The organism is Sorangium sp. So ce185 (assembly GCF_051526825.1).
In the GTDB taxonomy this organism is placed as follows: Bacteria; Myxococcota_A; Polyangia; order Polyangiales; family Polyangiaceae; genus Sorangium; species Sorangium cellulosum_D.
Map to the genome: position 1 here is coordinate 8,306,493 of NZ_CP150316.1, position 16,092 is coordinate 8,322,584.

The window sequence follows — 16,092 nt, forward strand, 5'->3', positions numbered from 1 at the left end:
GCGGGGGGTTGACGTGGGCGCCTGCACGCGAGAGCACGCGCGTGGTGCGTAGGACGTCGGAATCTTGGAAGCCCAACGGTCTGGAGCTGTGCGTCCATCGCTTTCGCGACGACGCCGCGCGGCCGTCCGGCCTCACGCTGCTCTTGCTCCACGGCTTCCTCGACGCGGGGAGCACGTGGGATCTCGTGGCCGAGCCGCTCGCGCGGGCGGGGCACGACGTGATCGCGCCCGACCTGCGCGGCTTCGGCCGGAGCGGCCGCGTCGGCGCGGGCGGCTACTACTACTTCCCCGACTACATCGCCGACGTCGCGGCGCTCGTCGACGCGCTCGCGCCGGCGCGGCTCGGCGTGGTGGGCCACTCGATGGGCGGCGCGGTCGCGGTGTACTACGCGGGCGCGAGCCCCGGCCGCGTCGAGCGCCTGGCGCTGCTCGAGGGCCTGGGGCCGCCGGCGCGCGGGCCCGACGTCGCGGTCGCGCGCATGGAGACGTGGCTGCGCGAGATGAAGGGGCTCGATCGGGCGCCGCGGCGGCTCGCGTCGATGCAGGACGCGATCGCGCGGCTCGCGGCGCATCACCCGCGCGTGCCGCTCGACGTGCTCGCGACGCGCGCGCCGCTGCTCACGCGCGAGGAGCCCGGCGGCGGGCTCGCGTGGGCGTACGATCCGATGCACCGGACGACGTCGCCGCTCTGGTTCCAGGCGGAGGCGTTCGCGGCGTTCCTGGAGCGCATCGCGTGCCCGACGCTGGTCGTGAGCGGCGGGCCGACCGGGTGGCGCCCGCCGGACGAGGCGGCGCGGGTGGCGAAGCTCGCGCGCGCGGAGCACGTCGATCTGCCGGACGCCGGGCACATGATGCACTGGTCGGCGGCGGCGGAGCTCTCGGAGCGGCTGGGCGAGTTCTTCGCGAGAGGGAGCGCCGGCGACGCGGCGGGCCAGGGGAGCGGGGAAGCAGAGGCGAGGACGGGGACAGCGGGCGCAGCGGCGGCGGACGGGACCGGGCTGACGGGGGGCGCGAATAAAAGAGCTTGACTCGGTAGGACGAGTGGGTAATCTGCGCGCCTCCTCGACGCGAGGCATGCCACCTTAGCTCAGTGGTAGAGCAACGGTTTCGTAAACCGTAGGTCTCGGGTTCAAGTCCCGAAGGTGGCTCCATACAAGAACAGCGAGCATCCCCGCTCCCCAGCGGATGCGGCTCGTTGACCAGCCGGATATCGCCGGCGCCGGGCGCTCTGGGCATCATCGCGAGAGGGCGTGTCGCGCAGCGCGACGAAGCTCACCCTCAAGGGTCGCTGAGGTCGTCGCAGTCCGCGAGCCCCCCCTCCGCCGGGCCATCTTCTCGCGCGTGCCACCGCGCGGCCGGCGACCTGCCGCCGCTGCTCGAACGGGCACCGGCAGACGGTGCGCGCGACCGGGCCTCGCGCGCGGCCGAGGCACTTCTGGTCGGCCTGCGCCGCGCGCAGCGCCTCGGGGGTGACGTCCGGCAGGCCGAGCGCGCCGGCGTCCTCTGCGAGCAACGCTGCGCCGTCGTCCACGATGCCCGCGTGTAGCCGGGCAGCGCCTCGCGCAGCCGCGCCGCCAACCTCCAGCACGGATTCAGCAGCAACGCGCCGGGCGCGCTCCCGCTGCCGCGCCGGGCACGATCCTGCTCATCCGCCGCGACGCGCGTTTGAGACGCTCCGGCGGTATCGGCGGAGATCCGGGAGGCCTCGGCCCACGTTCCCCTTCAGGGGAGGGGTGTCGCGTCCACGCGACGGACAATGAGCCACCCGCCGTGACGTGCGGCCCGCTCCACCGTGACATGTCACGGTGCGCTGGGTGACATGTCACGGGGCCACGCCGTGACATGTCACCCAGCGCAGGACGAAATGACCGTCAAAATCTTTCAGCGCTCCCGGATCCGTCGTGCGTTTGAGCTGGCGCGCTCGTTGCACTGCCCCCTGAGCGGTACTCTTTATCTGACCCGCTGCATGGCTGGATCGTAATCCAGCGGGAGACGGGCGGTCCCGGGTAAGGCGTATCCCGCGATGATCCCGATGCTGCAGGCGGAGGCTCCCTCCGACCGAGCATGTCGGGAGCATCGATGTGGCCGCGTTCGAAGGCCAGCGGTGTGGCCCACGGGCTTCGGTGACGAGCCCTGTGTGTCGCTCTGCGCGCCGCGAGCAGCGGAGAAGAAGAACAACCACTCAGGACGAAGGCGAGAACTCCAATGACGAACATCAAGGATTCGAAAGGTTGCCGCGGGATGGTAGGAGCTGGGCTCGTGTGGGCTCGCACGGGCGCAGCCGGCGCGCTCCTCGCTCTGGCAGGCTCGGCGTGCGTCGCCGCAGATCCGAGCGACGACCTCTCCGACGAGCCGCTCGGGACCCACGCGGAAGAGATCCGCGCCGGCACGGAGGGCGGCGGAGTCGGCGCCGTGGAGATCGGGGACGGGATTAACGGATTCTGCACGGGAACGCTGATCGGTCGACACATGGTCCTCACCGCGGCTCACTGCTTTGACCACCTGCTCGGCACGGCGCTGACGGGGTCTGTGAGCGTCTCGGTATCCTACGCGCGCACCGGGACCACCTGGAGCTGCATGACAGGCACCCCCTCGAACGGCAAATGCTCGACGAACCGCAGTGTCTGGGTGCGACGCCTGCAGCATGCGGATGCGCAAGCGGACATGGCCGTCGTCTTCACCCAGGCTGCGGGCGGCGCGTTCCAGAACGTGACGGCCAGCGACGCCGCCGATGGCATCTACGCAGGGTACCTCGGCTCCACGGAGCCCTATACGTTCTACGGGCGGGGCTTCTACCACTACAATGGCACGGGCCAAAATGTCATGCGCTTCATGAATGATTCGTTGAACTGGGTAGGTGCCGAGCACTTCGTCACGGACGCGGACGACATCCGAGTCTGCGAAGGCGACTCGGGCGGCCCCTATTTCCTCAGGAACACCAACTGGATCTTCGGCATCCATTCCAACTCGGAGAAGCCGGGTGACGATCATTGCGCCGAGGTCGGCGGCAAGGCGCGGGGCATGCGGATCTCCAGCACCCGGATGAGCCAGATCAACAACTTCCGCAGCCTCGAAGGGCTTCCGGCGTGCACGCCGCAATCGAGCGCGTTCCCTGACTACTGGGTCTGCCAGTGAGCGCTCGCTGACGTCGCGCTTCCGCGCCGATATCCAGACCGCGCGGCGCCGCCTCGGGTCTGCCGCCCACGCCCCGGGGTGAGCCCGACGAGCTCACGTCAGCGCCGCGCGCCGCCTCGCGCAGCCTCTCGCCCTCGACCTCCAGCACAGCATCAGCAACATCGCGACGAGCGCGACATGGCCGTCGTCTTCACCGCGGCCATCGGCGGCACGTTCACCGACGTGACTGCCAGCGACGCCGCCGGTCAACGCCCGGCCGCGGCCGCGGCGGTGGCCGCGGCGGTGGCCGCGGCGAGCCGCCGGAAATGCTCGATGCCGAGGAGGTTACACAGGGTCTCCAGGTGCTGCCGCCGCGCCCTGTTCTCGTCCAGCAGGCGCGCGGCGAGCTCGTGCCCGAGCAGATCCACGGCGATGCTGCCTCGCGAGAGGAGGACGTCGCGCGCGTAGTCGTGGAGCGGTCCCGCGACCATGTCGGCGCGCATGGCGTCCACCGAGCGGCGCCGCTTGGCCGAGCGGCCCCGCCACGCGGTCGCCGCTCGCCAGAGCTCGCCCGTGACATAGAGCAGATCGCGCGCGAGCATGCGCCCGAGCCCGGGCCCCTGGAGCCGGAGCAGGGCGTTGTCGTTCACGAGGATGCCGCGCGCGGGCGGCAAGAAGCGGCGCACGATGGCGTCGTGCAAGCCCGCGTGCATGCCTATCGGGGAGGGCAGGCTGAACGCCAGCCGCACGACCGACGGGCTCGCGTACGGGCTGAAGCTCCTCCACCAGGAGAAGCGCGACGTGAGCGCGCCCCAGCGGCCATACCGCTCGAAGAGGTAAAATTGATCGAGCACGTCGTGCACGTCGGGCGAGCGCCGGAACATCGCCTCGACCACCGCCTGGGTGCGCTCGCGCACGGCGGCCGGATGCTCGGGCGAGCGAAAGCCTGGCGCGGCCAGGCGGCGCCACTTCCGGGCGAGGAAGGTTGCGACGTCGCCGGCGCCGGCGCCGGCCACCCGCCGGTACTGGCCGGGGCGAGCATAGTAATAGCCACGGAAGATCTCGCCCCCTCCCCCGTCGAAGCCCAGGGGGCGCTCGTCGTCCCAGCTCGGATACCTGTCGATGGCGCGCTTTGCGCTGGAGTCGCCGTTCATGTGGAACGCGATGAGATCCGCGTGACGGCTGAAGTCATCGTGGATGGGCAGATCCAGCTCGCGGTGCTCGTGCCGCACGCCCGAGAGGGCGGCGATGCGCCCGGCCACGCGCACGTCGAGGCTGTCGGGCGCGCCCGAGGTCTTGGCGACGATGCGCTCCGCCGGCACGACCGACGCGACGAGCGCGAAGACGGCGCGGCTGTCGATGCCCGCGGTCAGGTCGGCCCGGACCGTGTCGAAGCCCGCCGCGGCGAAGCGCGTGCTCTCGCGCATCGTGTCGACCATCTGGTCGATTCGCTCGCGGACCGCGGCCCCGTCGCGGGCGTCGACGCGGCCCTCGAACAGCCCGAGCGGCGCGGCGAGCCGCTCCAGGCGGCCGCCCCGCAGGCGCAGCCAGTGCGAGGGCTCGCACGGCTCGACGCGCGCGAGCAGCGGCCGCCCGCCGATGGACCAGTCGGCGGCGACGATCGAGCACGCCGAGGCGTGATCGATCTCGACGGGGCACGCCCCGGTCGCCACGAGCGCGATGTCGTGGGGAGAGACGTAGAGGGCCCCGTCCGCGTGCAGGGTGCGCAGCGCCCGGCGGCCGAGCAGGTCCGAGATCACCGCGACCGTGCGCTCCGCGCGGTCGACGACGACGGCGGAGAAGTTGCCGTCGAGCGCGGCCACCGCGGCCCCGCCGCCCGACTTATAGGCGCGGAGGACGGCGCTCGCGGGCGACGCCCTGGACTCGCCTTGCAGATCACCGAACAACAGCGCGGCGTGCGTGTCGGTGACCACCTGGTCGAGCAGGTCGAGCCGCGGCCGCGGCTCCGGCGCGAGGAGCGCCCACCCGCCGCCCACCTCCGGCAAGACCTCCAGCGCGATCCGGGGCTCCGGGCCCACGGAGGGCATCCGCTCGCCGATGAGGAGCGCCGTGCGGCGGAGAAACGCGGCGGGATCGCGGTCGCTCGCGTCCGGCAGGTTGAAGGCGGCGATGAACGAAAACAAGATATTCTCCCCTGACCTGTGATGCCCGTCCAGAAGAGCGGGTGATGGAGCGCGGCCGCGATGAGCGCTTCGCGCGCGATGAGCGCCAGCGGCGGAGAGCGCGCTGGCGCGCGCGAATCTAGCCGGAGCTCCCCCAGCGCCGCAAGCGCCTGAGCGCGCTCTGCCGACCGGCTCGCTGGCCGGCGAGGCCATCCCAACCCCCACCCCACGCTGGAGACCTGCGCGCCCGCCACGGGTGACACACGCGGCCGTCGACCACGTGTCTTGTGCCGCGCGGCACGTGCCACGTGCCGCCACACGCGCCGGGTTGCGAGACCGGCCAGCTTCGGCTCGCCGGCCATCCGACCGTGCGCCGCGGGGTGGCGCGCTCTCTGTGGCACGGCCGCTGCTTTAGCGGTGCGCTGCTGTGAATGGACCGTCTTCACCCCACAGCCAGCCTGCAGACCCAGAGAGGTAGACCGATGCGTCACTGGTTAACATTGCTTGGATCCATCGTCCTGATCGGCGTTCCAATCACCGCCGATGCGCAGAGCACCCAATGCCGTGCCGAAGATCAGCTCTTCGCCGTCTCGCGGTACCGCGACACCGAGGGCCACTCGTCAATCTACGTGTACGACGGCGACCATGTCTTCGTCGAGCTCGGCGGCGACTACGGCGAGCCCCATTACGCCACCGCCATCACGTTCGCCAACATCGACGGCGATCCGGACCTCGAGCTCATCGCGGGGCGCAACGCGCGCGATTGCGTGAACTGCGACACCGTGCCGCGCCTGTTCGTCTACGATGACAAAACCACCCATTTCGAGCTGATCGCGACGCTGGGCAACTGGGGCACGAGCACGGGCGTGGAGGCCCTGGCAGCGGGCGATCTGGACGGTGACGGCGACGACGAGGTCGTCGTCGGAATGAACGAGAGCTCCAATGCGCTGGCGGCCAGGGTGCTGATCCTGGACGACTTCATCCATGACGGCGAGAGGTCCCATTTCGATATCGTCCGCGAGCAGCGCTCGGAATGGGGACCGGACTACTACGTGACGGGGCTCGACGTGCGCGACGTCAACGGAGACGGCCGCGACGAGGTCGCCATCTCCAGGAACAGCCCGTGCGACGGGTGCAGCGGCCTCGGGCTCCGCGTCGAGGTCGCGAGCCTGAATAGCAGCGGCGAGCTCGCCACCGTCTTCAGCGCGGGCGACAGCGTGTTCGGCGCCTACCCCTCCGTGCTCGGGGTCAAGCTCCTCGACTTCGACGGCGACGGCAATGGGGACCTCGCGGCAATCGCCGAAGGTGATTACGGCGACCAGCGCGTGTTCGTCTTCCCCGGCGAGCACGACTTCTTCACCACGGAGATCGCCTTCGGGGCTCCTTTCGACCCCGGCAGCGACACCTGGGACGGCGACCTCCAGGCCATCTCCATCAGCTCCGGGGACATGGACGGGGACGAAAACGAGGAGCTGGTGGTCGGGCGGTTCGGGGATGGCCCGGGCCCCAAGCTCATCGTCTACAGCAAGAGCGACAACGGGACCATCTCCCAGATCACCCGCGGCCAGGAGTGGGGCGAAGACGTCGGCGCGAGCGCGATCGCCGTCGTCGACACGGATCTGGATGGCCGGGGCGAGCTCCTGTTCGGCCGCACCGAGAGCCCGAACCCGAGGTGGGGCGCCTACGACGACCTGCTCACGGACGTCGTCTACCGGAAAGGGGGGACCACCGACTGGGACGAGGACTACTACGTCACCGACATCGCCGTCGGCGACAAGGTGTGCGCCATTTTCGGGGATCCGCACCCCATCCCCGACTCGGTCGCCGACGCCAATGCGGAGATGGACGACCGCTTCAAGAAGCTCTTGAAGGTGTGGATGCGCACCTTCGAAGGCGACTTCAGCAACTTCGGGAGCTGGGACAGGGCGCAGATCACGGGCTTCCGCCGCATCGCCGCGGGGCTCGCCGCGCTCGTCCATCTGGACCCGGAGGACGCCCTCAGGCCGCCGCCGGACTTCCCGCAGCGCGTCGAGGACTGGCTCGTCGAGAACGCGCACATGCATGAAAACGCCGGTACGGACGGGGACTTCGACTTTCATCTCATGGGCGCGATGACGCTGCTGAACGCGTTCGGGAACACGCCCGATGGCGCGACCCCGCTGCTCACAGACGCGGCCGTCAAAGCGCTCCTCTTGTACACAAAGAATACTCCAGCACAGTGCGCCAACATGGGCCCAGTCGACAGCGACTTCTACAAGTTCCGCTGCACCCCCTTTATCCCATACGCCGGAGACAAGGTGCGCAAGCTGGAACACGAAACTTTCTGGGTGGACGTCCCGGAGACCGAGAACCACGTCCTGATGATCAACGCCTGGAGCTACCTGGCGAACCAGTGGATCCGCAACAATCCACGGCATGATCCGGATATCCAGGCCATTCACGACCGGAGCCCCGAGAAGTTCGTCAACGACGGCACGGAGCTCGAGCAAGCGCTGCTCGCCATCCTCGGCCGAGTCACGAAGAACGGCCTCTTCGAGGCCAACGCGCGCCCGTACCAGGGCCTCACGCTGCGCGCCTTGATGCAGCTCGCCAGCCATGCCGAAGGCGAAAGGGTGCGGACCGCCGCGCGCAACGCCGTCGACTACATGGCCGCCATGGTCGCCTTCCAGTCCTACCACGGCAAGCGCTACGCCCCGATGCGACGTCAATGGGCACAGAAGGACCAGCTGGAGCTGTACACCGGCGACTTTCCGCCAAGCATGTTCGGCATCCTGACGGGCGTGTATTCGTTCAACGATGATCCGTTTTGCCCGAAGTGGGCTCACAACTGCATGTGGTGGAGCGGAGAGCCGTACAGAGGGTTCGCGCTCGACGCCGCGCTCAGCGGCTACCGGGTGCCGGAGCTGATCCACCACTTCATGTTGAAGCCCGACAACGAACAGCCCGGGTTCGGCGCGTACACGCGCGCCGGGTCGCGCTACTCCACGCAGTTTTACCGGGTCCACGGGCCGGCGCGCTACCCGGCGCCCAACGTGATGGGCGACCCGGACCTCGACGCCATCGCGCGTGATCTGACCCGCGTCGCGCAAGAGACGATGAGAGAGCAAGGCGATTATTCCGGGTTCTGGGATTACGAGCCGGCGTTCGAGCACTACTTCTCCACCAGCGACTTCCTGAACAGCTCGGGCGGCAGGTACCGGTACTTCGAGAACGCGGGACTGGGCCCTATCGATGCGGCTGTCGAGGATACGATGCCGGACAAGAAGCACGCGCACGACTTCCTCGCGAGGCCGAGCGTGCTGTTGCTCCCCGGTGATCAGGGCAACTGGGGCGTGACCGAGGCTCAGCACCTCACGCCGATGATGAGAGGGGACGGCTACACCTCGAACAACGGGCCCGTGTACAAGAACGTCACGCTCGGCTTCGATCCCAAGGAAGATTGGCCGACGCGGACCCCGGATGGCTGGGCCCAGAGCGACGTCGTCATGCTGGACAACGGGTCGAGGGCCAAGGTGATCACCGAGCCGGGCGGCGACCTGCACCTCGTCGTGGTCTCCTTCCCCGTCATGCACGGCGGTCTGTGGGAGGTCGTCCCTGGTCACTGGGGCTCAGGCACCGCGGAGCAGGGCGTCCCGGCCGCGGAGGTCCTGAGCGCGGTCGTGTCCAGGAACGGCGGCCTGACGGCGCAGGGCAACGTGCTCCCCTACCGGACGGTGGTGAGCGACGAGCAGCTCGACATCGGCTTCTCGGAGGAGGAGTCCCTGATGTGGATCGACCGGATCGATGGCGACTCCGCGGGCGCGTTCGACCCGCAGGAGCCGCAGGAAATCATCGATTTCCCGCTGCTCTTGGTCCAGCAGGTCAACGCGGACTATCAGTTCACGGACGTCGAGTACGTGCGCGCCATGGGCGACGGGCTCGTGACGATCCACAACCCGCACCTGGGTGCGAAGTTGACCCTCGACTCGAGGGACCACCACAATCCGAAGCGCCTCCCGGAAGGGGACGCGGCCGTGGACCCGCCCAGCCAGATCCGGTTCGACGAGAGCTGGCTGCCCGCGCAGCCCGGCTCCGCCGCGCAGAACGCCGACGGCAGCGGCTTCACCATCACCCCGAACGGCGCCGGCAACGCCCGTATCGACCGCGAGTACCAGCGCACAGGGACGAGCTGGACGCCGGGGTCGGTGTGGTTCTCCGTCGCGGTCACCGGCAACCCGACCCGCAGCGCCCGGCTCAAGGTCACGCTGAACGCCGCCTCGACCGGCACCGTCCAGCTCGGCTCGACCGTCGTGCTCGCCGACGTCTTCACCGCGGGCGAGACAGACGTGCTCTTCAACGTGCCATCCGTGACGCTGGCGGCGCTCCAGCAGACGCAGGAGCCGGTCACCATCGCCATCGATATCGCGGGCGCCGCCGGCGCCACTGTGGACATCACGTCGCTGCGGGCCAACACCTACCGCACCACGCCGCGTGGCCAGGCCAGGGTCGGCACCTGGGACGACCCCTGGACGACCATGGCCAGCAACTCGATGAACGCGGTCGCGACCGTGGGCGAGACGTCGCAGCGGGTGTGCTCCTCGGGCTCCCGCACGCTCGAGAGCGGTTCCTTCAACCCGAAGAGCTTCACCTGGATCTCTCGCCACCTCGCGCTCGACGTCCGGATCCCCACCGGGCTGCCGAACCCGGCATGGCAGGGCTCCCTCCAGCTCTACTACCATGATCGCCCCGAGGACACCGTCGCCCAGTACGCCGGCCAGTTCGACCTGACCGGCTATCCGGCGGGCGAGTGGGTCACGGCGCACTTCACGCTCCCCGAACCGATCTTCGCCGCCCTCCAGGAGAGCGACCGCGGCTCCACCCTGCAGGTCTCGCTCATGGCCGACGCGGCGAACGGCGACTGCTTCCGGTTCGACAACGTGCGGTTCATGGGGGAGCTGCAGTGGAACGGGGCGACGCGCGGCCTGGAGGACGGGCCGTTCGTGCCGGTCACCACCGTCGAGGCCGTCTTCGGCTTCGAGACCGACGATGCGTGGCACGTCGTGCAGGGCACCACGGCGAGCCTCGTCGAATCGCCGACCGTCCCGGAGCTGAAAGCGCTGTCGGTCGCGGTCTCGAACTACACCGAGATCGAGAGCACGTCGTTCCCGACGAGCGAGCTCGCCGCGTTCGGGCCGACGCTGAAGCTCGACGTCGTGTCGCCGCCGCCGGTCAACCCCAGCTGGCCGGGCGATGCCACGATGTTCCTGGCCTGCATGGGAGCGAACATGTCGCACCAGGAGGTCGCGACGAACACCGTCCCGCTGCCGCAGGGCTCGGGCGCCCACGTCGTCAACTTCGTCGTGCCTCCGGCGGGTCTCGCGCTCCTCGCCCAGGACAACGAGTGCCAGCTCCGGCTCGTGCTCAACGCCTCCACCAACGCAGGCACCTACGTGCTCGACAACCTGCGCTTCTCCCTCTGACACCACCGCCCCGCAGGGCCGCGCGACCCCGCGCGGCCCTGCCCGCCTCGCGCGCTCTGCGGCGAGGCCACCCCCTCCCCAGGCTGGAAACCTGCGGGCCCGCCACCGGGTTGCACGCGGCACGGGCACGTGCCCGTGGCACGTGCCACGTGCCGCCATGCGCGTGGCGGGGCGAGGGCGCGCGCAGCTTCGGCTCGCCGGCCATCTCACCGCGCCCTGCGGGGAGGCGCGCGTGCAGTGGCACGGTCGCTGCTTTCGCCGACGCCTGCAGGTTGGCTGCTTTCACTCCGCAGCCAACCTGCAGGCCCAGAGAAGGAGACCGATGCGTCGCTGGTTATCATTGCTTGGATCCATCGTCCTGGTCGGCGTTCCAATCACCGCCGACGCGCAGAACACCGAATGCCGAGCCAAAGCTCAGCTCTTTGCCGTCTCGCGCTTCCGTGACACGGAAAAACACCCGTCGATCTACGTGTACGACGGCGACCACGTGTTCACCCTGCGCGGCGACAACTACGGCGAGCCCTATTACGCCACGGCGATCACGTTCGCCAACATCGACGATGATGAGGAGCTCGAGCTCATCGCGGGGCGCAACCGGCGCGATTGCGTGCTGGGCTGCGACGTCGTGCCGCGCCTGGTCATCTACGATGATCGAACCACCCAGTTCAAGCAGATCGCGACGATGGGCAACTGGAGCACGAGCAAGGGCGTGGAAGCCCTGGCGGCGGGCGATCTGGACGGCGATGGCGACGACGAGGTCATCGTCGGAATGAACGACGGCACCGATACGCTGGCGGGCAGGGTGCTGATCCTGGATGACTTCACCCATGACGGCGAGACCCCCCATTTCAACGTGGTCAAGGAGCAGCGCACGGAATGGGGTGAGGACTACTACGTGACGGGGCTCGATGTGCGCGACGTCAACGGAGACGGTCGCGCCGAGGTCGCCATCTCCAGGAACATGGGCTGCGGCCTCCTGTGCGGGAGCATCGGGCTCCGCGTCGAGGTCGCAGGCTTGGATGTCAGCGGCAATCTCACCACCCGCTTCAGCGCGGGCGACAGCGTGTTCGGCGACGACCCCGCCGTGCTCGGCGTCAAGCTCCTCGACTTCGACGGCGATGGCAACGGGGACCTCGCGGCGATCGCCGAAGGAGACCACGGCGATCAGCGTGTGTTCGTCTTCCCCGGCATGCACGACCTCGCCCTCGGGCAGATCGCCTTCGGGCCGCAGTTCGACCCCGGCAGCGACACCTGGGATAGCGACCACCAGGCCATCTCCATCGCAGCCGGAGACATGAACGATGATGGAAGGGAGGAGCTCGCGGTCGGGCGGAGCGGGGGCGACCAGCGCTCGAGGCTCGTGATCTTCAGCAAGGACGAAAACGGGATCATCTCCGAGACCACCCGCGGTCACGAATGGGGAGAAGACATCGGCGCGTACCCGCTCGCCATCTTCGACGCGGATTCGGATGGCCAGGGGGAGCTCGTGTTCGGCCGCACCGAAGGCCCGGCCCCCAAATGGGGTATCTACGACGACCTGAGCGCAGGCGCTGTCTACAAGAGAGGGTTCGGCCACGACTGGGACGAGGACTACTACGTCACCGACATCGCCTTCGGCGACCAGCAGTGCGTCATCGAGGGCGATCCGCACCCCATCCCCGGCTCGGTCGCGGACGCCGACGCGGAGATGAACGACCGCTTCAAGAAGCTCCTGCGGGCGTGGATGCGCACCTTCCAAGGCGATTTCACCAAGATCGGGAGCTGGGAAGACGCCGAAAATGCAGGCTTCCGCCGCATCGCCGCGGGCCTCGCGGCGATGGTCCACCTGGAGGAGACGGACGTGCTCAGGCCGCCGGGGACCTTCCCGCAGATCGTCGAGGACTGGCTCCTCAGCCACGCGTACATGCACAAAGACGTCGGTACGAACGCGGACTTCGATTTCTATCTCATGGGCGCGATGACGCTGCTGAACGCGTTCGGGAACACGCCCGAGGGCTCGCAGCCGCTGCTCACGGACAAGGCCGTCAATTCGCTCCTCATGTACAGGTGGGCGCCCCAGACGACGTGTGACGCCTGGGAGAGCGGGGCCCTCGACCCCGGCGACAACGTCCACGTGGAGACCTGGTGCAGCCCCACGATCCCTTACGCCGGAGACAGGGTGAGCAAGCTGTCGTACCCCAATGAGATCATAACAGTCCCGGAGACCGAGAACCACGTCCTCATGATCAACACCTGGATCTACCTGGCGAACCAGTGGATCCGCAACAACCCCCGACAGGATCCGGAGATCCAGGCGATCCACGACCTGAGCCCCGAGAAGTACGTCAATGACGGCACGCACCTCGAGCAAGGGCTGCTCGCCATCCTCGGCCGGATCACGAAGAACGGCTTCTTCGAGACCAACGCGCGGCCCTACCAGGGCTTCACGCTGCGCGCTTTGATGCAGCTCGCCAGCCATGCCGAAGGCGAGAAGGTGCGGACCGCCGCGCGCAACGCCGTGGATTACGCCGCCGCCATGATCGCCTTCCAGTCCTACCACGGCAAGCGCTACGCCCCGATGCGGCGTCTCTGGGATTACAGGGACAACCTTGCGCTGTACAGCTCCGATTATCCGCCCATCATGTTCGGCATCCTGACGGGCGTGTATTCATTCAACGACAATCCGCACTGCGATGCTCGCAACTGCATGTGGACGAACGGCGGAGATCAGTACAAAGGGTTCGCCCTCGACGCCGCGCTCAGCGGGTACCAGGTGCCGGAGCTGATCCACCACTTCATGCTGAAGCCGGACAACGAGCAGCCCGGGTTCGGCGCGTACACGCGCGCCGCGGCGCGCTACTCCACGCAGTTTTACCGGATTCACGGGCCGGCGCGCTACCCGGCGCCCAACGTGATGGGCGACCCGGACCTCGACGCCATCGCGCGTGATCCGGCCCGCGTCCTGGAAGAGACAGTCAAAGAGGATGGCCTATTTTCCGGGTCCTGGAACTACGAGCCGGCGTTCGAGCACTACTTCACCACCAAGGACTACCTGAACAGCTCGGGCGGCAAGTACTGGCACTTCGAGAACGCGGGCCTGAGGCCTGGCGAATCGAGCTTTGAGGCTCAGTTCTTCGAGGAGAAGAAGCACGCGCACGACTTCCTCGCGAAGCCCAGCGTGCTGCTGCTCCCGGGCGATCAGGGCGACTGGGGCGTGAACGAAGGTCAGGACGTCACGCCGATGATGAGAGGAGGCGGCTACACCTCGAAGAACGGGGCCGTGTACAAGAACGTCACGCTGGGCTACGATCCCAATCTGGATTGGCCCACGAAGACTCCGACCGGATGGGTCGACAGCCAGGTCGTCAACCTGGACAACGGGTCGAGGGCCAAGGTGATCACCAAGCCGGGCGGCGGCCTGCACGTCGTCGTCGTCTCCTTCCCCGTGATCCACGGCGGTCTCTGGGAGGTCGTCCCTGGTCATTGGGGCTCAGGCACCGAGGAAGCGAGCGTTCCGGCCGCCGAGGTCCTGAGCGCGGTCGTGTCCAGGAACGCCGGCCTGACCGACTGGGACAACGTGTTCCCCTACCGGACGGTGGTGAGCGACGAGCTGCTCGAGATCTCGTACTTCGCGGAGCCCGCCCCCGAGCTCAAGTTCTTCAAGATCAACGGGGTCCTCGGCCTCGAGTTCGATCCGCGTACTGCGCAGGACGTTCGCGATTTCCCGCTGCTCTTGGTCCAGCAGGTCGACGCGGACTATCAGTTCACGGACGTCGAGTACGTGCGGGCCATGGGCGACGGGCTCGTCACAATCCACAATCCGCACCTGGGTGCGAAGTTGACCCTCGACTCGAGGGACCACCACAATCCGAAGCGCCTCCCGGAAGGGGACGCGGCCACGGACCCCCCGAGCCAGATCCGGTTCGACGAGAGCTGGCTGCCCGCCCAGCCCGGCTCCGCCGCGCAAAACGGCGACGGCAGCGGCTTCACCATCACCCCGGACAGCGCTGGCAACGCCCGTATCGACCGGGAGTACCAGCGCACAGGGACGAGCTGGACGCCGGGGTCGGTGTGGTTCTCCGTCGCGGTCACCGGCAACCCGACCCGCAGCGCCCGGCTCAAGGTCACCCTGAACGCCGCCTCGACCGGCACCGTCCAGCTCGGCTCGACCGTCGTGCTCGCCGATGTCCTCAGCGCGGGCGAGACGGACGTGCTCTTCAACGTCCCTGCCGACGCCCTGGAGGAGCTCCAGCAGACGCAGGAGCCCGTTACCATCGCCATCGACGTCGCGGGCGCCGCCGGCGCCACCGTGCACGTCAAGTCGCTGCGGGCCAACACCTACCGCTCCACGCCGCGCGGCCAGGCCCTCGTCGGCAGCTGGGACGACCCCTGGACCACCACGGCCAGCAACTCGATGAGTCGGATGGCGACCGTGGGAGAGGCATCCCAGCGGGTGTGCTCCTCGGGCTCCCGCACGCTCGAGAGCCCGTCCTTCGTCCCGAAGAGCTTCACCGGGATCTCTCACCACCTCGCGCTCGACGTCCGGATCCCCACCGGGCTGCCGAACCCGGCATGGCAGGGCTCCGTGCAGCTCTTCTATCATGATCGACCCGAGGACACCGTCGCCCAGTTCGCCGGACAGTTCGACCTGACCGGCTACCCGGCGGGCGAGTGGGTCACGGCGCACTTCACGCTCCCCGAGCCGATCTTCGCCGCCCTTCAAGAGACCGACGGCGGCTCCACCCTGCAGGTCTCGCTCATGGCCGACGCGGCGAACGGCGACTGCTTCCAGTTCGACAACGTGCGGTTCATGGGGGAGCTCCAGTGGAACGGGCTGCCGAGCTACCTCTTGAACAACGGGCCGTTCGTGCCGGTCACCACCGCCGCGCGCGTCCTCGGCTTCGAGACCGAGGATGCCTGGCACGTCGTCCAGGGCACCACGGCGAGCCTCGTCGCGTCGCCGACGGTCCCGGTGCTGAACGCGCTCTCGGTCGCGGCCTCGAACTACACGGTCATCGAGAGCACGTCGTTCCCGACCAGCGAGCTCGCCTCGTTCGGGCCGACGCTGCAGCTCGACGTCGTGTCGCCGCCGCCGGTCAACCCCGGCTGGTCCGGCGATGCCACGATGTTCCTGGAGTGCATGGGGGCGAACCTGTCCTACCAGGAGATCGCGACGAACACGGTCCCGCTTCCGCAGGGCTCGGGCGCCCACGTCGTCAGCTTCACCGTGCCTCCGGCGGGTCTCGCGCTCCTCGCCCAGGACAACGAGTGCCAGCTCCGGCTCGCGCTCAACGCGCCCACGAACGCAGGCACCTACGTGCTCGACGACCTGCGCTTCGCCCCCTGACACCACCGCCCCGCAGGGCCGCGCGACCCCGCGCGGCCCTGCCCGCCTCGCGCGCTGGCCCCACCCTCCG

At 68.7% G+C, this 16,092-nt stretch carries 5 protein-coding genes and 1 tRNA gene; 5 read left to right on the forward strand and 1 reads right to left on the reverse strand.

What is annotated here, in order from left to right; genetic code table 11:
• Positions 1–44 precede the first annotated feature (44 nt).
• The 3 genes from WMF26_RS30475 (at position 45) to WMF26_RS30485 (ending at position 3,135) form a co-directional block, all read left to right on the forward strand.
• Positions 45–1,028, forward strand: coding sequence for an alpha/beta fold hydrolase (locus WMF26_RS30475; protein WP_437995556.1), 984 nt, complete (start codon positions 45–47; stop codon positions 1,026–1,028).
• Between the two features lie 48 nt (positions 1,029–1,076).
• Positions 1,077–1,151, forward strand: a tRNA-Thr gene (locus WMF26_RS30480).
• Positions 1,152–2,205: 1,054 nt separating this feature from the next.
• Positions 2,206–3,135 (forward strand): trypsin-like serine peptidase, encoded by a 930-nt coding sequence (locus tag WMF26_RS30485; protein WP_437331887.1) that lies wholly within the window; start codon positions 2,206–2,208, stop codon positions 3,133–3,135.
• A 245-nt stretch (positions 3,136–3,380) separates the two neighbouring features.
• Here the strand turns inward: WMF26_RS30485 and WMF26_RS30490 are convergent, their stop codons facing one another.
• Positions 3,381–5,258 carry a hypothetical protein gene (locus tag WMF26_RS30490; RefSeq protein WP_437995557.1) on the reverse strand — a complete coding sequence of 626 codons (1,878 nt, stop codon included), beginning with the start codon at positions 5,256–5,258 and terminating at the stop codon, positions 3,381–3,383.
• Positions 5,259–5,719: 461 nt separating this feature from the next.
• Here WMF26_RS30490 and WMF26_RS30495 point away from each other — a divergent pair, with 461 nt between their 5' ends.
• Complete coding sequence (locus WMF26_RS30495; RefSeq protein WP_437995558.1) at positions 5,720–10,696, forward strand: FG-GAP repeat domain-containing protein; 4,977 nt, start codon at positions 5,720–5,722, stop codon at positions 10,694–10,696.
• 322 nt (positions 10,697–11,018) lie between these two features.
• Positions 11,019–16,022, forward strand: a complete 5,004-nt coding sequence (locus WMF26_RS30500) for an FG-GAP repeat domain-containing protein (protein WP_437995559.1) — start codon at positions 11,019–11,021, stop codon at positions 16,020–16,022.
• The last annotated feature ends 70 nt before the right edge of the window (positions 16,023–16,092 follow it).